General features: G+C 69.0%; 20 protein-coding genes. 6 read left to right on the forward strand and 14 right to left on the reverse strand.

Translation table 11 applies throughout. The features are described from left to right. The first annotated feature begins 54 nt into the window (after positions 1-54). From ruvC to LOS78_RS17295, 5 genes are read left to right on the forward strand one after another with little or no spacing between them, the layout of a single operon-like run. The gene (gene ruvC, locus LOS78_RS17275) at positions 55-549 is read left to right on the forward strand and encodes a crossover junction endodeoxyribonuclease RuvC (RefSeq protein WP_230377599.1); all 495 of its coding nucleotides are present in this window, start codon (positions 55-57) and stop codon (positions 547-549) included. Between the two features lie 10 nt (positions 550-559). Beyond that, entirely contained in the window at positions 560-1231 is a 672-nt protein-coding gene (ruvA, locus tag LOS78_RS17280) for a Holliday junction branch migration protein RuvA (protein ID WP_230377600.1), read from the forward strand. Positions 1232-1236: 5 nt separating this feature from the next. Continuing rightward, on the forward strand, positions 1237-2112 hold the full coding sequence (gene htpX / locus LOS78_RS17285; protein ID WP_230377601.1) for a zinc metalloprotease HtpX: 876 nt from the start codon (positions 1237-1239) through the stop codon (positions 2110-2112). Next, complete coding sequence (gene ruvB / locus LOS78_RS17290; protein ID WP_028714107.1) at positions 2109-3134, forward strand: Holliday junction branch migration DNA helicase RuvB; 1026 nt, start codon at positions 2109-2111, stop codon at positions 3132-3134. The genes htpX and ruvB overlap by 4 nt, the downstream gene beginning before the upstream one ends. Next, complete coding sequence (locus LOS78_RS17295; protein ID WP_230377602.1) at positions 3127-3537, forward strand: PaaI family thioesterase; 411 nt, start codon at positions 3127-3129, stop codon at positions 3535-3537. Before ruvB ends, LOS78_RS17295 begins: the two co-directional genes overlap by 8 nt. A 175-nt stretch (positions 3538-3712) precedes the next feature. Here LOS78_RS17295 and LOS78_RS17300 read toward each other — a convergent pair whose 3' ends face one another. The 13 genes from LOS78_RS17300 to LOS78_RS17360 form a co-directional block, all read right to left on the reverse strand. Next, a complete protein-coding gene (locus LOS78_RS17300; protein ID WP_230377603.1) occupies positions 3713-4030 on the reverse strand; it encodes a chorismate mutase in 318 nt (105 codons plus the stop codon). Positions 4031-4369: 339 nt separating this feature from the next. Further along, entirely contained in the window at positions 4370-6268 is a 1899-nt protein-coding gene (ftsH, locus tag LOS78_RS17305; RefSeq protein WP_028714110.1) for an ATP-dependent zinc metalloprotease FtsH, read from the reverse strand. A 60-nt stretch (positions 6269-6328) separates the two neighbouring features. After that, positions 6329-7558 carry a tRNA lysidine(34) synthetase TilS gene (gene tilS, locus LOS78_RS17310; RefSeq protein ID WP_230377604.1) on the reverse strand — a complete coding sequence of 410 codons (1230 nt, stop codon included), beginning with the start codon at positions 7556-7558 and terminating at the stop codon, positions 6329-6331. After that, on the reverse strand, positions 7548-8453 hold the full coding sequence (locus LOS78_RS17315) for a tetratricopeptide repeat protein (RefSeq protein ID WP_028717377.1): 906 nt from the start codon (positions 8451-8453) through the stop codon (positions 7548-7550). Before LOS78_RS17315 ends, tilS begins: the two co-directional genes overlap by 11 nt. Then, positions 8453-8965, reverse strand: a complete 513-nt coding sequence (pal, locus tag LOS78_RS17320) for a peptidoglycan-associated lipoprotein Pal (protein ID WP_028714113.1) — start codon at positions 8963-8965, stop codon at positions 8453-8455. The genes LOS78_RS17315 and pal overlap by 1 nt, the downstream gene beginning before the upstream one ends. Positions 8966-8987: 22 nt before the next feature. Further along, a complete protein-coding gene (gene tolB / locus LOS78_RS17325; protein WP_028714114.1) occupies positions 8988-10298 on the reverse strand; it encodes a Tol-Pal system beta propeller repeat protein TolB in 1311 nt (436 codons plus the stop codon). Between the two features lie 76 nt (positions 10299-10374). Next, positions 10375-11934 carry a cell envelope integrity protein TolA gene (gene tolA / locus LOS78_RS17330; protein WP_230377606.1) on the reverse strand — a complete coding sequence of 520 codons (1560 nt, stop codon included), beginning with the start codon at positions 11932-11934 and terminating at the stop codon, positions 10375-10377. 4 nt (positions 11935-11938) lie between these two features. Next, positions 11939-12403 carry an ExbD/TolR family protein gene (locus tag LOS78_RS17335; protein WP_028714116.1) on the reverse strand — a complete coding sequence of 155 codons (465 nt, stop codon included), beginning with the start codon at positions 12401-12403 and terminating at the stop codon, positions 11939-11941. A gap of 1 nt (position 12404) precedes the next feature. Then, a complete protein-coding gene (gene tolQ / locus LOS78_RS17340) occupies positions 12405-13100 on the reverse strand; it encodes a protein TolQ (RefSeq protein WP_230377607.1) in 696 nt (231 codons plus the stop codon). A gap of 113 nt (positions 13101-13213) precedes the next feature. Then, the gene (gene ybgC / locus LOS78_RS17345; RefSeq protein ID WP_230377608.1) at positions 13214-13618 is read right to left on the reverse strand and encodes a tol-pal system-associated acyl-CoA thioesterase; all 405 of its coding nucleotides are present in this window, start codon (positions 13616-13618) and stop codon (positions 13214-13216) included. 97 nt (positions 13619-13715) lie between these two features. After that, the gene (locus tag LOS78_RS17350; protein ID WP_230377609.1) at positions 13716-14291 is read right to left on the reverse strand and encodes a hypothetical protein; all 576 of its coding nucleotides are present in this window, start codon (positions 14289-14291) and stop codon (positions 13716-13718) included. Positions 14292-14379: 88 nt separating this feature from the next. Then, the gene (locus LOS78_RS17355) at positions 14380-15024 is read right to left on the reverse strand and encodes a 3-oxoacid CoA-transferase subunit B (RefSeq protein WP_028716246.1); all 645 of its coding nucleotides are present in this window, start codon (positions 15022-15024) and stop codon (positions 14380-14382) included. Beyond that, entirely contained in the window at positions 15024-15752 is a 729-nt protein-coding gene (locus LOS78_RS17360) for a CoA transferase subunit A (protein WP_230377610.1), read from the reverse strand. The genes LOS78_RS17355 and LOS78_RS17360 overlap by 1 nt, the downstream gene beginning before the upstream one ends. A gap of 109 nt (positions 15753-15861) precedes the next feature. On the opposite strand from LOS78_RS17360, the gene LOS78_RS17365 reads away from it, so the two are divergent. Beyond that, positions 15862-16209: a DUF488 domain-containing protein gene (locus LOS78_RS17365; RefSeq protein ID WP_230377611.1), complete on the forward strand. Its 348-nt coding sequence runs from the start codon at positions 15862-15864 to the stop codon at positions 16207-16209. Here LOS78_RS17365 and ggt read toward each other — a convergent pair. Continuing rightward, positions 16203-17927 carry a gamma-glutamyltransferase gene (gene ggt, locus LOS78_RS17370; protein WP_230377612.1) on the reverse strand — a complete coding sequence of 575 codons (1725 nt, stop codon included), beginning with the start codon at positions 17925-17927 and terminating at the stop codon, positions 16203-16205. The genes LOS78_RS17365 and ggt overlap by 7 nt on opposite strands. Between the last annotated feature and the right edge of the window lie 7 nt (positions 17928-17934).

Consider the following 17934-nt stretch of genomic DNA (forward strand, 5'->3'; position numbering starts at 1 on the left):
GCAACTAGGCGATGTTCGCCTTTCGTGCTAACGCTTGGCAAAAAGGGAACAGGCATGAAGATCATCGGCATAGACCCCGGCCTGCGGAACATGGGCTGGGGCGTGATCGCGGTCGAGGGGCCGCGCCTGCGGCATCTGGGCAACGGCATCGTCCATTCCGAGGCGGGCGAGCTGGGTCCGCGCCTCGCCGCGCTCTATCGCGGGCTTTGCGCGGTGATCGTCCGGCATGCCCCGGATGCGGCCGCGGTCGAGCAGACCTTCGTGAACAAGGACGCGCTCGGCACGCTGAAGCTGGGCCAGGCGCGCGGCATCGCCCTGCTGGCCCCGGCCGAGGCGGGGCTGGAGATCGGCGAATACGCCCCGAACGCGGTCAAGAAGACCGTGGTCGGCGTCGGCCATGCCGCCAAGGAGCAGATCCAGCACATGGTCCGCTTCATGCTGCCCGGCGTCGACTTCGCCGGACCGGACGCGGCGGACGCGCTGGCCGTGGCAATTTGTCACGCCCATCACCTGCAGGGCCGCGCCCTGCGCATCAAGGCAAGCGCGTGAGGGACGGGCCATGATCGGACGCATCGCCGGGGTGATCCTGCATCGGGCGCAGGACCATGTGCTGATCGACGTGCGCGGCGTGGGCTATATCGTCCATGTCAGCGAACGCACCGCCGCGAACCTGCCCCCCGCCGGGCAGGCGGTGGCGCTTTATACCGAATTGCTGGTGCGCGAGGACCTGCTGCAGCTGTTCGGCTTCCCCACGCTGCTGGAAAAGGAATGGCACCGGCTGCTGACCTCGGTGCAGGGGGTGGGGGCCAAGGTGGCGCTGGCGATCCTGGGCACGCTGGGACCGGACGGGCTGTCGCGCGCGCTGGCGCTCGGCGACTGGTCGGCGTTGCGCAAGGCCCAGGGCGTCGGCCCGAAACTGGCGCAGCGCGTGACCATGGAGCTGAAGGACAAGGCCCCCGCCGTCATGGCGATGGGCGGCAACCTGACCGTCGATCCCGGTCCCCTGCCCGAGCCCTCGGCCGAAGTGATCGAAGCGCCTGTCGCCCGGACAGCCACGGCAGCGCCATCCTCGGCCCAGGCGACGGCGGATGCGCTCTCGGCCTTGGGGAATCTGGGTTATGCTCCGTCCGAGGCCGCCTCGGCCGTGGCCGAGGCCGCGGCCCGGGAACCCGCCGCGCCGACTGCCGCGTTGATCCGCGCGGCCCTGCGGCTGCTGGCGCCCAAGGAGTAAGGACGATGACCGGAAACCTGCGCACCTTCATCCTGATGGCCGCCCTGACCGCGCTGGTCATGGGCATGGGCTATCTGCTGGGCGGCCAGGGCGGCGCGGTGATCGCGCTGGTGCTGGCCGGGGCCGGCAACCTGTTCGCCTGGTGGAACAGCGACAAGATGGTGCTGCGCCAGCAGGGCGCGCATCCGGTCACCCGCCAGCAAGCCCCGGAACTGGTCGACATGGTCGCGGCGCTGGCGCAGCGGGCGAACCTGCCGATGCCCAAGGTCTATGTGCTGGAAACCGAACAGCCCAACGCCTTCGCCACCGGCCGCAACCCGGAAAACGCCGCCGTGGCGGTGACGCAGGGCATCATGCGGGTGCTGAACCGCGACGAACTGGCCGGGGTGATCGCGCATGAGCTGGCGCATATCAAGCATCGCGACACGCTGACCATGACCGTCACCGCGACCATGGCCGGCGCCATCGCCATGCTGGGCAACATGCTGATGTTTTCCAGCATGTTCGGCGGGCGCGACGGCAATCGCGGCGGCGGGCTGGCGGCGATCCTCGCCATGATCTTTGCGCCGATCGCGGCGGGGCTGGTGCAGATGGCGATCTCGCGCACCCGCGAATACGAGGCCGACCGGATGGGGGCCGAGATCTGCGGCAGGCCGATGGCGCTGGCAGGCGCGCTGGCCAAGATCTCGCGCGCGGCGGGCCAGGTGGTGAATATCCCGGCCGAAAGGAACCCCGCCTCGGCCAACCTGTTCATCGTGAACCCGCTGCACGCGTTGCGCATGGACCGGCTTTTCGCCACCCATCCGCCGACCGAGGAGCGCATCGCCCGGCTGCAGGCCATGGCCTCGGGCACGGGCGCCGGCCCCTGGGGCGCGCGATGAGCCAGCCCGACCCCATGCTGCGCCCCGAACCGCTGGAAAGCGACGGCGAGGACCGCGCGCTGCGCCCGCAGCGGCTCGAGGATTTCGTCGGCCAGGCCGAGGCGCGGGCGAATCTGCGCGTCTTCATCGAAAGCGCCCGCATGCGCGGCAAGGCGATGGACCACACGCTGTTTCACGGCCCCCCCGGCCTCGGCAAGACCACGCTGGCGCAGATCATGGCGCGCGAGCTGGGGGTGAACTTCAAGATGACCTCGGGCCCGGTGCTGGCGCGGGCGGGCGACCTTGCCGCGATCCTGACCAACCTGGAAGCCCGCGACGTGCTCTTCATCGACGAGATCCACCGCATGAATCCGGCGGTCGAGGAGATCCTCTACCCGGCGATGGAGGATTTCGAGCTGGACCTGGTGATCGGCGAAGGCCCGGCGGCGCGCACGGTGCGGATCGAACTGCAACCCTTTACCCTGGTCGGCGCCACCACCCGGCTCGGCCTGCTGACCACGCCCCTGCGCGACCGTTTCGGCATTCCGACCCGGCTGCAATTCTACACCGTCGAGGAGCTCGATCTGATCGTGACCCGCGGCGCCCGGCTGATGGGCATCCCCTCGGAACCCGAGGGCACGCGCGAGATCGCCCGGCGCGCCCGCGGCACGCCGCGCATCGCCGGCCGCCTGCTGCGCCGGGTGATCGACTTCGCGCTGGTCGAGGGCGACGGCCGGCTGACCCGCAAGATCGCCGATTCGGCGCTGACCCGGCTCGGCGTCGATCACCTTGGGCTCGACAGCGCCGACCGCCGCTACCTGACGCTGATGGCCGAGCATTACGGCGGCGGCCCGGTCGGGGTGGAAACCCTTTCCGCCGCGCTGTCGGAAAGCCGCGATTCGATCGAGGAGGTGATCGAGCCCTATCTGATGCAGCAGGGCCTGGTCAGCCGCACGCCGCGCGGCCGCATGCTGGCCCGGCTGGGCTGGCGGCATCTGGGCCTCGACGCCCCGCGCACGCAGGAGAGCCTGTTCGATGAATGACCTGGAAAGTCGCATCCGCACCAGCTTCGACCGCCAGAGCATGATGCGCACGCTGGGCGCGCGGCTTGCCGCCATCGAGCCCGGGCGCATCGCCATCACCGCGCCGATCCTGCCGACATCGCTGCAGCAGCATGGCGCGGGCCATGCCGGGCTGGCCTTCAGCATCGGCGATTCAGCCGCGGGCTATGCCGCGCTGACCTTGATGCCCGAAGACGCCGAGGTGATGACGGTCGAGATGAAGATCAACCTGATGTCGCCTGCCACCGGCGACCAGCTTTTGGCCGAGGGCCGGGTGATCCGCCCCGGCCGCCGCATCATGGTGGTCGCCGCCGATGTCTGGGCGGAAAGCGCCGGCTCGCGCAAGCATGTCGCCATGCTTCAAGGCACGATGATCCCGGTCTGACCAGGCTGCCTGCAGCGCCATGACCGCCGCCGCCGCTGGGGGCTTTGCGCCCCCAGACCCCCGCAGGATATTTATCCAAGAAAGAAGAGAAGGGCCGTCGCCGCTTTCTTTCTTGGATAAAATATCCTGGGGGAGCGCGGAACGCGCGGGGGCAAAGCCCCCTGCATGCGTGCCGCTAGCCCCTTCTCGGCGAGGAAAGGACCCGGTCCTCCTGCGCGATGAAATGCTCCATCATCACTCGCCAGAGCCGCTCGGCCAGATCAGGATCCAGCCCCTGGGCGGCAGCGAGGCGGCGGGCATTGGCAGCGACCTCTTCGACGCGGCTGTCGATCCGGGCGGGCAGGTTCTCGCGCGCCTTGATCCGTGCCGCCTCGTCGATCAGCGCCGAGCGCTCCGCCAGAAGCGCCACCAGCCGCGCATCCAGCGCGTCGATGCGCGCACGCAATTCAGGCATGGCGGAATTCGGCGGCAGTTCGGGTTCGGATCGGCTCATGCCTGTCCCATGCCCTGCCCGGCCCCTGGACGCAAGTCCCCGCTGTGGCCGAATTGCCGCAGCCAATCGGCGGATTTTTGCCGAAGGTGGAACCCAATGGCGAGAATCGGCGTTTTCCGTTCAACTGCGAACCGGGGGATCGTCCCCCGCATTCTGGAAAGGTCACCAGATGAAGGCTGCCAGCTTCGTGATCAATGTGGGTTTCGGCCTGGGATTGGCGCTGGGTGCCGTGGCGCTTCTGCTGCTCTGACCTGCCGAAATCCGTTCAGCTCAGAAACCTTTGTGCCAATGACAAACCCCCGGGTCTGCCCCGGGGGTTTTCCTGTCGCGGACCGAAGCTCAGCCCTGCGGTTGCGGCGCCGCATCCGGCGCCGGCTTGGCGGCGCCGGCCCGCGGAATCGCGCTGACCGAGGGGATGGTCGAGCCGGGCGCATCCTCGTCGCCGCCCAGCGGCTCGCCCCGGATCACCCGGCCGATATCCTCGCCGGTCAGGGTCTCGTATTCCAGAAGCCCCTTGGCCAGCCGCTCGAACTCCTCCTGCTTTTCGGTCAGGATGCGGTGGGCTTCGCGATAGCCTTCCTCGATGAGGTCGTGGACCTCCTTCTCGATCAGCTCCTTGGTGGCGGCCGAGACCGAGAAACCGCCGGTATTGCCTGAATAGCCTTCATGCGCCTCGGCATAGTCGATATTGCCGACCTTGTCCGACATGCCCCAGCGCATCACCATGGCGCGCGCCAGCTGGCTGGCCTGCTGGATGTCGCCGGCCGGGCCGTTCGAGACCCCTTCCTCGCCGTATTTGATGATCTCGGCCGCCTTGCCGGCCATGGTCATGGCGAGCTTCTGCTTGGCCTCGTCCTTGTGATAGTTCAGGCGGTCCATTTCCGGCAGGCTGACCACCATGCCGAGCGCGCCGCCGCGCGGGATGATCGTCGCCTTGTAGACCGGATCGCATTTCGGCAGGCTCAGGCCGACGATGGCGTGGCCGGCTTCGTGATAGGCGGTCTTTTCCTTCTGTTCGGGGGTCAGGACCATGCTGCGGCGCTCGACCCCCAGCATCACCTTGTCCTTGGCGTTCTCGAAATCCTCCATGGTGACGAAGCGGCGGCCGATGCGCGCGGCCATCAGCGCGGCCTCGTTCACCAGGTTCATCAGATCGGCGCCGGAGAAGCCCGGCGTGCCGCGGGCGATGATGCGCAGGTCCACGTCGGGGCCGACGGGCACCTTGCGCGAATGCACGGCCAGGATCTTCTCGCGGCCCTTGATGTCGGGATTCGGGACATAGATCTGGCGGTCGAAACGGCCGGGGCGCAGCAAGGCCGGGTCCAGCACGTCCTTGCGGTTGGTGGCGGCGATGATGATGACGCCTTCGTTGGCGTCGAAGCCATCCATCTCGACCAGCAACTGGTTCAGGGTCTGCTCGCGCTCGTCATTGCCGCCGCCGATGCCGACGCCCCGGGCGCGGCCGACCGCGTCGATCTCGTCGATGAAGACGATGCAGGGGGCGGATTTCTTCGCCTGCTCGAACATGTCGCGGACGCGGCTGGCGCCGACGCCGACGAACATCTCGACGAAATCCGAGCCGGAAATGGTGAAGAACGGCACCCCCGCCTCGCCGGCGATGGCGCGGGCGAGCAGCGTCTTGCCGGTGCCGGGCGGGCCGACCAGCAGCGCGCCCTTGGGGATCTTGCCGCCCAGGCGGCTGAATTTCTGCGGGTTGCGCAGGAACTCGACGATCTCTTCCAGCTCTTCCTTGGCCTCGTCGATGCCGGCCACGTCGTCGAAGGTCACCCGGCCATGCTTTTCGGTCAAGAGCTTGGCGCGCGACTTGCCGAAGCCCATGGCCCCGCCTTTGCCGCCGCCCTGCATCCGGTTCATGAAGAAGATCCACACGCCGATCAGCAGGATGAAGGGCAGCCAGACGCCCAGAAGCGACATGAAGCCCGATTGCTGCTGACGCTCGACCTTGACCTCGACGCCCCTGTCGATCAGCCGGTCGGCGATCTCTTCGCCCTGCGGCCGGACGGTGGCGAACTGCTTGCCGTCCTTGTCGGTGATGCCGACATTCTCGCCGTCGATGGTGACGGCGGTGATCTCATCCTTTTCCACCCGCTGGATGAAATCGGAATAGCTGATCTGGCGGCTGTTCATCTGGGTCGATCCGTCGCTGAACAGGTTGAACAGCGCCAGGATCATCAGGAACAGCACTACCCAGAAAGCGATATTGCGCGCATTGCCCAAAGGCACGTCCTCCGCGGGTAAACAGGCTTTCGCCTGAAAATAGGGATTCCGCCGTCAGGTTCAATGCGTATAGAGCAATGCGCGGAATTCAGGCAGGCCGCGCAGCGGCCGGACGGCATGGGGCGGGGCCGGCCGCAGCAGCGGCGCGGCGATCAGGCGGCTGTCCTGCCAGATCCCGGGGCTGGCCGCGGCCTCGTCCCGCATCAGCCCCGCGCCGCGCCAGTCGAGCCCCGGCAGCGCCCCGTGGCCGAGCGCGCGCACCTGCTGGCCGGGCTGCAGGCCCTCGACCCGCCAGCGCCGGTCCCAGATGGCCTCCGCGCCCTCGGCCACGGGCGCGCGCGCCGCGGCGGCGGGTTCGCGGATCAGCCACAGGAAACCGTCGCGCGGCGCGGCGATCACCCCCTCCAGCGTCAGCCTGGCGCCGATTTCCAGCCCGGCAAGGGCATGCAGCACCGGCTCGCGCCGGGGCGGATAGTCGCCGCCGCCGACGAAGCGCAGCCCTGCGACAAGAAGCCGCCGGCGGATCTCGGACGGCGCGGCGCGAAAGGCGTCCAGCGGCAACGCCAGCGATCCGGCGCGGCTTTGCGCACCCTCGGCCACCCGTGCGGCGAAATCGCACAGCGCATCCCGCGCCATGGCCAGATTCTCAGCCGATTGCGCCAGCTGCCGCAGCGGCAGGTCCAGCGCCGCGATGGCCTTGCGCACCCGCACCCGCTCGAAATCCTCGTTCTCGTTCGAGGGGTCCTCGACCCAGCCCAGCCCCCGCGCCGTCAGCCAATGCCGCAACTCGGCACGGCCGACCGCCAGCAGGGGGCGCAGCCAGGCGATCCCCAGCGCCTCGCGCGATTCGGCCATGGCCGAAAGCCCGTCCACGCCGGCGCCGCGGTTCAGGCGCATCAGCAGCGTCTCGGCCTGATCGTCCAGCGTATGGCCCAGCAGAACGGCGGCAAGCCCATGCCGGGCGGCCCAATCGGCCAGCAGGCGCAGGCGCGCCTCGCGCGCGGCGGCCATCAGGTTGCCGCCGCCCTGCCGCGTCCAGCGCAAGATCTCGTGCGGAATGTCCAGGGCGGAGGCCGCAAGACCGGCCGCCTGCGCCTCGGCCTCCGAGCCGGGGCGCAGCCCGTGATCGACCGTCGCCGCCAGCAACCGGACACGGCCCCAGCGATGGGCCAGATGCATCAGGGCGGTGGAATCGCCGCCCCCCGACAGGGCGATGCCAAGTGCGGGCCGGTCGCCGGCGAGACGGTCCAGCGCGGCATGCACCCGCGCCTCGACCGGGTCAGCCCTCATCCGCCAGATCCGCCGCGGCCTCGGGGTCCAGATCCTCGGCCGAGCTCTCGTCCAGCGTATCGCAGCCCAGGCCCTGCAGCCGCCGCTCGGCCTCGGCGGCCTGCGGCGCGCCGGGGAAACGGGCCAGGATTTCCTGAAGATAATAGCAGCCCTCTTGCGGGCCGCCCTTGGCGGACATGGCCCGCGACAGGCCCAGCAGCGCATCCGCTGCCTGCGGGCCGTTCGGATTGGCCGCGAAGCTTTCCAGCCAGGCCAGGCCCGCGCCGTCGAGATCGCCGGCGGAATCCAGCGCCGCCCCGCGCAGGAACAGCGCCTCGGCGGTCAGCGGACCGCCAGCATGGGTTTCGGCAATGGCCGCGAAGAGCTCGGCAGCACGACGAAAGTCACCTTGACCGAGCACCTCCCGGGCCCGGTCGAAATCGGCCTTTTCCGCCGCGGTCGCGGCGGCCCCGGCCGAGGGGGTCCTGGATTGCGTCAGCGCGCCCTGCTGGTCCGAGGGGGGCAGCGGGCTGCTGCCGCCCTGTTCGCCAAGGGGCGGCGTGGTCAGGCTGCCCAGATCGCAGCCCTCCTCCATCTCGCAGAGGCGGAACTCGATATCGCCGATGCGGGTGGTGCCGTCCCGGACGATGCGGTCGATGCGGTTCTGCAGCTGCTCGGTCTGGCCGGTCAGCTGCGCCAGCCGCGCCTCCATCGCGTTCATGCGGTCGATGGCGCTGTCGCCGCCCGCCGCCGCGAAGCCCGCCGGACCCGAGGCGACCAGCTGCGCCCGCAGCGATTGCAGATCGGCCGAAAGCTGGTTCAGCTCGGCCCGGATGTCGGCCAGGGTCTGCGCATCCTGCGCCGCCACCGGCCACGCGGCCAGCGCGAACCCGGCCGCCAGCAGAAACCGTCGCATCACATCCCCGCCCCTGGGCTGACCGCCGTCACGGCGCGGCGGTTCTTGGAATAGCATTCCTCGGTCGAACAGATCGCCAGCGGCCGCTCCTTGCCATAGCTGACGGTGCGCAGCCGGCCCGGCGCCACGCCTTGCGAGACCAGGTATTCCTGCACCGAGTTCGCCCGGCGCGCACCCAGCGCCAGGTTGTATTCGCGGGTGCCCTGCTCATCGGCATGGCCCTCGATCACCGCCGAGAAGCCCTGGTTCTGGTTCAGCCAGCCGGCCTGATTGGCCAGGATCACCCGCGCCTCGGGCGACAGGGTGGACTGGTCCACGGCGAACAGCACCGTATCGCCGACGGCGGTCTTGAAATATTCGGCAGTGCCCGGCAGAGCGGTGGCCCCGACCCCGCCAAGGCCGCCGCCGGCCCCGGCATAGGGGTCCTGGACCTGCATGTCCTGCGCCGGCCGGGCGCAGGCCGCCAGCGCGAGAATGGCGCCGACCGCGGCAATTTTCATGAAAGTTTTCATAATCCTGTCCATCTCACGCGCTTCAGGGCAGCAACGGGCCCCAGTCGGGATCCGAGGCCGCGCCGTTGATCTTGACCGGGCGCATGTTGCGCCCCGTGATATCCACCGAATGCAGGCGCGGCTCGCCGTCGCCGCCCGGCGTCACCCGCGTGAACATCACGACGCGCCCATTGGGGGCCCAAGTCGGGCCCTCGTCAAGGAACGATTCCGTCAGCATTTTCTCTTCCGAGCCATCGGTGCGCATGACGCCGATATGGAACTTGCCGCCGACCTGCCGGGTAAAGGCGATCATGTCGCCGCGCGGCGACCAGACCGGGGTGCCATAGCGCCCCTCGCCGAAGCTGATCCGCTTCGGCTCGCCGCCGTTCGCCCCCATGATGTAAAGCTGCGGCGTGCCCGAGCGGTCGCTCTCGAACACGATCTGCTTGCCGTCCGGGCTGTAGCTGGGCGAGGTCTCGATCGAGGGGGCGTTGGTCAGCGCCCGCTGCGCGCCGGTGGCGGCATCCATCTGGTAGATGTCGGTATTGCCGTTCTTTTCCAGCGAATAGACGATCCAGCGCCCGTCGGGCGAGAAGCGGGGCGAGAAGCTCATCGTGCCCTGCTGGCCCGCGCCCAGCTGACGCACGCCGAGCGAATTGACATCCATCATCATCGCCTGCGGGAAACCGGTGGCATAGCTGGTGTAAAGCAGCCGCGAGCCGTCGGGCGAGAAGCGCGGCTTCAGCACCAGCGTCGCATCGTCGGTCAGCCATTTCACGTTGGCGCCGTCGTAATCCATGATGCCGATGCGCTTGCGGCGCGCGTCCTTGGGCCCGGTTTCCTGCACGAAGGCGACGCGGCTGTCGAAATACGGCCCCTCGCCGGTCAGCCGCGAATAGACCTGGTCGGCCGCCTTGTGGGCAGCGCGGCGCCAGTTGCCGGTCGCAGCGTCGAATTGCATGCCGTCGCCCAGCGGCTGGCCGGCGAAGACGTCGAACAGCCGGAACTTGACGACGACCTTGCCGCCCTCGACCTTGACCGCGCCGGTGATCAGCGCCTGGGCATTGACCGCCTTCCAGTCCTCGTAGCTGACAGGCGCCTCGAAGCTTTCCGGCCGCGCGATATGGGCGCTGGCCGGGATCTCGCGGAAGAGGCCGGTGCCGGTCAGGTCGGCGGCGATCAGGTTCTGCACCTGCGCCAGGTATTCGCCGGCGCCGCCCTCGTCGTGGAAGCGGGCGATGGCGAAGGGCATCGGCTCGATCACCCCGTCGGTGATCTCGATCCGCAGCGGCCCGTCCTGCGCCAGGACCGGCGCGGCCAGCCCCAGACCCGCAAGGGCCATCACGGAAGTCATCAGGAAATGTCGCAACATGAATCGCCCTCGTAAGGTCTTGGTTGCAGGATAGAGTGTCGCGCGCCGGGATGCCATGTCACTGGACCCGCGCGCTGCCGCTGGCGTTGAAGTCGATGATGACATCCTTCCAGCGGTTGTATTTCTCCGGCGGCAGCTTGTAGCCGCCGCGCTCGCACATCAGGATCGCCCGGCGCGCCGCCTCATAGGCCTGTTTCGCCGCCGCGTCCGAGCCGCCGTCATGGCCGATCATGCGCAGCGAGCCCTTTTCCACCGTGCCGTCCGGGGCCATCGAGAACTGCACCGAAACCGTGGTCCGGCTGGCCTCGGTCGAGAGCGAGCCGCGGTTCCAGCATTGCTCGACGGCGACGCGGAAGCCGTCCTTCTCGCCCTGGCTCAGCGGAGGCCCGCTGGCCGCCGCCCCGCCGCCGCCCGAACCGGCCGAGCCCTGATCCTGCATCGCCTCTTTCAGGGCGGCCTGCTTGGCCGCCTCGGCGGCCTTGCGCTCGGCCTCGGCCTGTTCGCGGGCCTTGGCTTCGGCGGCAGCCTTTTCGGCGGCCTTCTTCTCGGCCGCGGCGCGTTCGGCGGCCGCCTTTTCCTCGGCTTCCTTGCGGGCCTTGGCCTCGGCGGCCTTCCGTTCGGCTTCGGCCTTCTCGGCGGCCGCCTTTTCGGCAGCAGCCTTCTCAGCGGCGACCTTCTCAGCGGCGGCCTTTTCGGCAGCCGCTTTCTCGGCAGCGGCGCGGCGTTCGGCCTCGGCCTTGCGCTCGGCGGCACGCTTCTCGGCGGCGGCCTGTTCCGCAGCGGCCTTTTCAGCCGCTTCGGCCGCGGCAAGACGGCGGGCGCGTGCCTCGGCCTCCTCGGCCTTGCGGGCCGCTTCCGCGTCGGCGCTGCGGCGCTCGGCCTCGCGGCGTTCTTCCTGCGCGCGCTCCTCGGCGGCGCGGCGGGCGGCGGCCTCGGCGGCCTTCGCGGCGGCGGCCTGCTCGGCAGCGGCCTCGGCCTGCTGGCGGGCCAGCAACTGCTCGCGCTGGCGCGCCGCCTCGGCGGCGGCGCGGCGGGCCTGCACGGCCTCGGCCAGCCCTTCGGGGCGACCACGGGGCCGCGCCGATTCGACCGGCGCCAGCGCCGAACGCTGCGGGATGGGCGCCGGCGATTGCGGCTGCGCCGGATTGCGCGCCGGATCGGGCCGGTCGCTGGTCCGCGGCAGCGCCGCCAGTTCGACGGAGTCCTCGGGCTCGGCGGGGCGCGGCGCATCGGTCACCACGGCCACCGGCCGGTTGGGGGTCTGGAAGTCCGACAGGTCGGGCCGCGCCTCGGGCCGATCCGAGGGCGCGGACAGCTCTGCCGCCTGTGCATCGGGGGCGGGCGGACTGACCGCCTCGACCTCGCCCGGCCGGTTTTCATCGGCAGGCGGGCGCGGTTGCGCAGGGGTGGTCGCGGCGGAATCCGAGACCGGGCCGCGCCCTGCGGCAGCAGCGGCCAGCGACTGGAACTCGGCCTCGGACATGGTCGCGACCTCGGCCATGCGCACGGCCTCAAGCGGCTGCGGCCGGAACAGCGCGCCGCCGACCAGCGCCGCGCCCAGCAGCCCGGCATGGGCGACGCCCGAGATCCAGAAGCCGATGCGTTCCGCTGGGTCCATGGCTTCAGCCATCCGCGCCCGCGTCCATCCGCGGCCCGCCGGCCTCGGTCACCAGGACGATGTTGTTGAAACCGGCCGCGTTCAGCGCCCCCATGACCTGCATGATCCGGGCATAGGGAATCGAACCGTCGGCGCGCAGGTAGATCTTGTCGCTCTGCCGCTCGGCCGAGACGGCGCGCAGCCGGGTGATAAGCTCCTCCTCGGGAACCTCGGTGGTCATGACCAGGATCGGCCCCTCGGGCGTGACCGAGACGCTCAGCGGCTCCTCGGGCTCGGCCGGGACAGCCTGGGCGGCGGTCTTGGGCAGTTCCAGCGGCACGCCCACAGTGAGAAGCGGCGCCGCCACCATGAAGATGATCAGCAGCACCAGCATCACGTCCACGAAGGGCGTGACGTTGATCTCGGCCATCGGTTGGCTGCGCGTGCGGCCCTTGCCGTTGCGACCGCGTTTGACGACCCCGGCCCCCATCTTATTCGTCGTCCAGCTGGCGCGACAGGATGGTCGAGAACTCGTCGGCGAAGCTCTCGTATCCCCCGGTGATGCGATCGGCATCGGCGCTGAGCTTGTTGTAGAAGATCACCGCCGGAATCGCCGCCAGAAGGCCAAGGGCGGTCGCCACCAGCGCCTCGGCGATGCCCGGCGCCACCACGGCCAGCGAGGTGTTCTGCGAGATCGCGATCTCCTCGAAGGCGGTCTTGATGCCCCAGACGGTGCCGAACAGGCCGATGAAGGGCGCGGTCGAGCCCACCGTGGCCAGGAAGGGCAGGCCGCGGGTCAGGCGGTCGTTCTCGCGGTTGATGGCGACGTTCATGGCCCGGTCGATGCGCGCGGTCACGCCGGCGATCAGGTTGCCGTCGTCGCGATGGCTGCGCCGCCATTCGGCCATGCCCGAGGAAAAGACCCGTTCGGCCGGGCCCGAGGGCGTCTCTCCGATGCGATCGTAGAGATCGTCCAGCGGCTGACCCGACCAGAAGGCGCGGTCGAATCGGTCCGCCTCGCGCCGGGCGGCGTTGAAGGTGATGAACTTCTGGATGATGATCGCCCAGGCCCAGAACGAGGCCAGGATCAGGATCACCATGACGATCTGGACGGTCAGCGAGGCGCGCGCGAACAGCGCGATCAGCGAGAAATCGACCGGCTGCCCGGCTCCGGCGAGTTGTTCCATGGAATTCGGCCTGTCCTTTGGGCCGCTGGGATGCGGCTTCTGCTAACAGGCCAGTTAGCAGAACCGGGCAGCGGGACAAGCCCGCTCGCACCGCTTTCTCCGTCAATTCTGCGTCAATTGCCCGCGAGATCGGCCGACCGCAGGCGTTCCGCCACCGCTGCGGGGATGCGTGCCGGCCTGCCGGAATCGGCCAGGCAGGCCAGGGTGACGCGGGCCCGGAACAGCAATCGCCCGTCGCGCGTCACGGCCTGGTCCAGCACGATCCGCGCCGGGCTCAGCGCCTCGAGCCGCGATTCGACGGCCAGCAGGTCCTCGAACCGCGCCGGCGAGAGATAGTCGGCCTCGACCCGGCGCACGGCAAAGACCAGCCCCCGGCGCTGCAGGCCGCCCTGGTCCACGCCCAGCTCGCGCAGCCATTCCGAGCGGGCGCGTTCGATGAATTTCAGATAATTGGCGTAATAGACGATCCCCGCCAGATCGGTGTCTTCGTAATAGATGCGGATCGGAAACTTGTGCATGGCGGTCCTGGCGTTGCCGGTGGTCGGGGGCTTTCCGCCCCCGTCGCCTGACGGCGACTCCCCCGAGGATACTTAGGCAAGAAAGAAGCCGGAAGAATCAAGACGACAGCCTTGCCGCCAGACGAAGCGCATGCGCGCCATCCGTGGCGACCGCGGGCATGACCGGATCATAGGCGGCTCGGATCAGCCGGGCCAGCGCGGGAGAGGGCGCCACGTCGCGCGCGAATGTCAGCATCCCGCGCACGGCCAGCGTCTCGGCCAGTTGGCCCGGGTGGGCATCCGCCAACGGCCCGCCCATGTTGACGAAGGTCAGGCAGGCCCGGATCGCGCCCCCGGCGTCAAAGCGGAACAGCCGGTATTGATCCGCCGCCTCCGCCTTCAGCCGCCCGGGCAATCCCGGCAGGCCGGTCAACCGGTCGAGGTCGGGCAAGCCGCGCAGCTCGTCCCAATCCCGGACGAAGAAGGTCATCATGTTCGCCCCCATCTCGGGATCGGTCTCGGCCATGGGCTGGCCGGCATGGGCAAGCACCGCCCGCATGGCTTCGCGAAAGATCGGCAGGCTCTCCTCGGCCAGACCGAAGATGACCGGCGCCACCGGCCGTCCCCAGCGCGCGCAAAGATAGCGGCCGTCGCGGGTGAACAGCGCCTCGATTTCCGCCCGATCGAACGCCATCGGATCCTTCTTTCTTGTCCAAATATCCTCGGGGGTGAATTGCGGCTTCAGCCGCAAGAGGGGGCGGAAGCCCCCTCCCCCTGTCAGCTCACCCGACGATCGCCGCCTCGGTCGCGGCGCGCAGCGCGTCCTCGCTGACGCCATCGGCCAGCTCGACGATCTTCAGCCCGCCCGGAACCACGTCCAGCACCCCCAGATTGGTGATGATCCGGTTCACCACCCCCTGGCCGGTCAGCGGCAGGGTGCAGGATTTCAGCACCTTCGACTCGCCCGCCTTGTTGGTGTGGTCCATCACCACCACCACCCGGCCCACGCCCGCCACCAGGTCCATCGCCCCGCCCATGCCCTTGACCAGCTTGCCGGGGATCATCCAGTTCGCCAGGTCGCCGTTCTCGGCCACCTCCATCGCCCCCAGAATCGCCATGGCGATCTTGCCGCCGCGGATCATCGCGAAGCTCTCGGCGCTGTCGAAATAGGCGGTCTGCGGCAGCTCGGTCACCGTCTGCTTGCCGGCATTGATCAGGTCCGGATCCTCCTCGCCCTCGTAAGGAAACGGCCCGATGCCCAGCATGCCGTTTTCCGACTGCAGCGTCACATGCACCCCCTCGGGGATGTAGTTCGCCACCAGCGTCGGGATGCCGATCCCGAGGTTCACATACCAGCCGTCCTGCAGTTCCTGCGCGGCCCGCGCCGCCATCCGGTTGCGGTCCCAGCCCTTGATTTCGGCGGCCATCAGACGGTCTCCTTCTTGCCGGTCGTGTCGGAGACGCGCGAACGTGTCGTGCGCTGCTCGATGCGCTTCTCGTGCTGGCCCTGGATCAGCCGATGGACATAGATCCCCGGCAGGTGGATGGCGTCCGGGTCGAGGCTGCCGGTCGGCACGATCTCCTCGACCTCGCAGACGCAGATGCGGCCGCATTTCGCCGCCGGCACGTTGAAGTTGCGCGCGGTCTTGCGGAAGATCACATTGCCCGACTCGTCCGCCTTCCAGCCCTTGACGATGGCCAGGTCGGCGACGATGCCGCGCTCCAGGATATAGGTCTCGCCGTCGAAATCGTGATGCTCCTTGCCCTCGGCGATCACCGTGCCGACGCCGGTTTTCGTATAAAAGCCCGGGATGCCGGCGCCGCCCGCCCGCATGCGCTCGGCCAGCGTGCCCTGCGGGTTGAACTCCAGCTCCAGCTCGCCCGAGAGATACTGGCGCATGAACTCGGCATTCTCGCCGACATAGGAGGAGATCATCTTGCGGATCTGCCGCGAGTCCAAGAGCTTGCCCAGCCCGAACCCGTCCACGCCGCAATTGTTGGAGGCGATGGTCAGCTCCCTGGTCCCGGCGCGCAGGATCGCCTCGATCAAAAGCTCCGGGATGCCGCAAAGCCCGAAGCCCCCCGCCGCAATCACCATCCCGTCACGAAGCAAACCCCCAAGCGCCAAATCCGCGCTGGGATAGATCTTGTTCATCCACCACCTCCCATGTCCACCGGCCTCGTTTTCGCCAGTTTCGAAAACCGAGTCAACGTGCCGGGAACCCCGAGGCCGGCCCGGGAATTGCCTTGCGAAAGAGGTTGCCATGACCGAGATTTCCATCCGACGCGCCTATGACCCGCCCGGGCCGGAAGAAGGCTGCAAGGTTCTGGTGGACCGCATCTGGCCGCGCGGCATCAGCCGCGAGAAGCTGGGCGCGGATCTCTGGCTGAAAGAGATCGCGCCCTCGGACGCGTTGCGGCACTGGTTCAACCACGACCCCGAGAAATGGCCCGAATTCCGGCGCCGCTACGGCGCCGAGCTGGACGCCAATCCCGCCCCCTTGCGCGAGCTGCGGGCGCTGATCCGCAAGGGCCCGGTGACGCTGCTCTACGGCGCCCGCGACACGCAGCACAACAATGCCGTGGCGCTGCGCGACTACCTCGCTCAGTAGCCCAGCGTCGCCGCATCCGGCCGGCGCGGGTCCGAAGCGCCGTACAGCGTCCCCGTCCCGGGGTCGCGCATGATCGACTGGGTCGAGCCCATCGCCTCCTTGACCGCAACCGTATGGCCCTTGGCCTGCAGGATGCGGATGGTGTCGAGGCTGATGCCCTCCTCCACGCGCAGCTCGTCGGGCAGCCATTGGTGATGGACGCGCGGCGCGGTCGAGGCCTCGGCCACGTTCATGCCGTGGTCGATCATATTCATCACCACCTGCAGCACCGTGGTGATGATCCGCGCCCCGCCGGGCGAGCCGGTGACCAGCCAGACCTTGCCGTCCTTGAGCACCATGGTCGGCGTCATCGAGGAGAGCGGCCGCTTGCCCGGCTCGACCGCATTGGCATCGCCCCCGACCAGGCCGAAGGCATTGGGCACCCCGGGCTTGGCCGAGAAATCGTCCATCTCGTTGTTCATCAGCACGCCCGTGCCCTCGGCCACCAGGCCCGAGCCGTAGTTCAGGTTGATGGTATAGGTGTTCGAGACCGCGTTGCCCTCCTTGTCCACGACCGAGAAATGCGTGGTCTGGTCGGATTCGTATGGCGCCAGATCCGCGGGCTTGATCATCACCGAGGGCGTGGCGAAATCGGCGCTGATCTTGCGGCGCATCTCGACCGCGTAATCCTTGCTGGTCAGCGCCGCGACCGGCACATCGACGAAATCCGGATCGCCCAGGTATTCCGAGCGGTCGGCATAGGCCAGCTTCATCGCCTCGGCCATCAGGTGGATCGTCTCGCCCGAGTTCTGCCCCAGCGCGCCGATCGGATAGCCCTCCAGCGCGTTCAGGATCTGGATCAGATGCACCCCGCCGGACGAGGGCGGCGGCATCGAGACCACCTCATGGCCGCGATAGGTGCCGCGCACCGGCTCGCGTTCCACGGGCTTGTAGGCGGCCATGTCCTCGACGGTGATCAGCCCGCCGGCCTCCTGCACCGCGCGGGCGATGGCCTCGGCCACCTCGCCCTTGTAGAATCCGTCCGGCCCCTCGGCGGCGATCTTCTTCAGCGTCGCCGCCAGATCGGCCTGCACCAGCCGGTCGCCGGGCCGATAGGCCGCCCCACCCTCCTTGAAGAAGATCTTCGCGCTCGACGGGAATTTCTCCAGATGCTCGCGCTCGGCCTCGATGCTGTCGGCCAGCTCAGGGGTGACGGTGATCCCCTCCTCGGCCAGCCGGATCGCCGGGGCGATCACCTCGGCCCAGTCCATGCTGCCATATTTGTCCAGCGCCAGCTTCATTCCCGCCACCGTCCCCGGCACGCCCGAGGCGGCGCCGCTGTAAAGCGACTTCTCGCTGTCCGCCTCGCCCGCCGCGTCCAGGAACATGTCGCGCGAGGCACCCTGCGGCGCCATCTCGCGATAATCGATGGCATGGGTCTGGCCGGTCTCAGCCTCATGCACCAGCATGAAGCCGCCGCCGCCGATATTGCCGGCGCGCGGCAGGGTGACGGCCAGAGCAAAGGCCACCGCCACGCCCGCATCGACCGCGTTGCCGCCCTGGGCCATGATGTCGCGGCCGATCTCGGCGGCCAGCCGCTCCTGCGCCGAGACCATGCCGCTTTCCGCCCAGACCGGATGGATCCGGTCCATCACGTCGAAAATCGCGGCCTCCTGCGCCGCCGCCGGCAATGCGATGCAGCCGGCCAGCACGACGGCCGGCACGCGGCCCATCCTCATGATTCGA

It is taken from the genome of Paracoccus sp. MA (genome assembly GCF_020990385.1).
Classification (GTDB): domain Bacteria; phylum Pseudomonadota; class Alphaproteobacteria; order Rhodobacterales; family Rhodobacteraceae; genus Paracoccus.

Bases quoted from the DNA above. Each gene is read 5' to 3' on its own strand.
- LOS78_RS17350 (WP_230377609.1), bottom strand. From the start codon at position 14,291: ATGGCGTTCGATCGGGCGGAAATCGAGGCGCTGTTCACCCGCGACGGC.
- tilS (WP_230377604.1), bottom strand. From the start codon at position 7,558: ATGAGGGCTGACCCGGTCGAGGCGCGGGTGCATGCCGCGCTGGACCGT.
- ruvB (WP_028714107.1), top strand. From the start codon at position 2,109: ATGAGCCAGCCCGACCCCATGCTGCGCCCCGAACCGCTGGAAAGCGAC.
- LOS78_RS17365 (WP_230377611.1), top strand. From the start codon at position 15,862: ATGACCGAGATTTCCATCCGACGCGCCTATGACCCGCCCGGGCCGGAA.
- tolA (WP_230377606.1), bottom strand. From the start codon at position 11,934: ATGGACCCAGCGGAACGCATCGGCTTCTGGATCTCGGGCGTCGCCCAT.
- LOS78_RS17295 (WP_230377602.1), top strand. From the start codon at position 3,127: ATGAATGACCTGGAAAGTCGCATCCGCACCAGCTTCGACCGCCAGAGC.
- ruvC (WP_230377599.1), top strand. From the start codon at position 55: ATGAAGATCATCGGCATAGACCCCGGCCTGCGGAACATGGGCTGGGGC.
- LOS78_RS17315 (WP_028717377.1), bottom strand. From the start codon at position 8,453: ATGCGACGGTTTCTGCTGGCGGCCGGGTTCGCGCTGGCCGCGTGGCCG.
- ybgC (WP_230377608.1), bottom strand. From the start codon at position 13,618: ATGCACAAGTTTCCGATCCGCATCTATTACGAAGACACCGATCTGGCG.
- LOS78_RS17335 (WP_028714116.1), bottom strand. From the start codon at position 12,403: ATGGGGGCCGGGGTCGTCAAACGCGGTCGCAACGGCAAGGGCCGCACG.
- ggt (WP_230377612.1), bottom strand. From the start codon at position 17,927: ATGAGGATGGGCCGCGTGCCGGCCGTCGTGCTGGCCGGCTGCATCGCA.
- pal (WP_028714113.1), bottom strand. From the start codon at position 8,965: ATGAAAACTTTCATGAAAATTGCCGCGGTCGGCGCCATTCTCGCGCTG.
- htpX (WP_230377601.1), top strand. From the start codon at position 1,237: ATGACCGGAAACCTGCGCACCTTCATCCTGATGGCCGCCCTGACCGCG.
- ruvA (WP_230377600.1), top strand. From the start codon at position 560: ATGATCGGACGCATCGCCGGGGTGATCCTGCATCGGGCGCAGGACCAT.
- tolQ (WP_230377607.1), bottom strand. From the start codon at position 13,100: ATGGAACAACTCGCCGGAGCCGGGCAGCCGGTCGATTTCTCGCTGATC.
- tolB (WP_028714114.1), bottom strand. From the start codon at position 10,298: ATGACTTCCGTGATGGCCCTTGCGGGTCTGGGGCTGGCCGCGCCGGTC.
- LOS78_RS17355 (WP_028716246.1), bottom strand. From the start codon at position 15,024: ATGGCCGCCGAAATCAAGGGCTGGGACCGCAACCGGATGGCGGCGCGG.
- LOS78_RS17300 (WP_230377603.1), bottom strand. From the start codon at position 4,030: ATGAGCCGATCCGAACCCGAACTGCCGCCGAATTCCGCCATGCCTGAA.
- LOS78_RS17360 (WP_230377610.1), bottom strand. From the start codon at position 15,752: ATGAACAAGATCTATCCCAGCGCGGATTTGGCGCTTGGGGGTTTGCTT.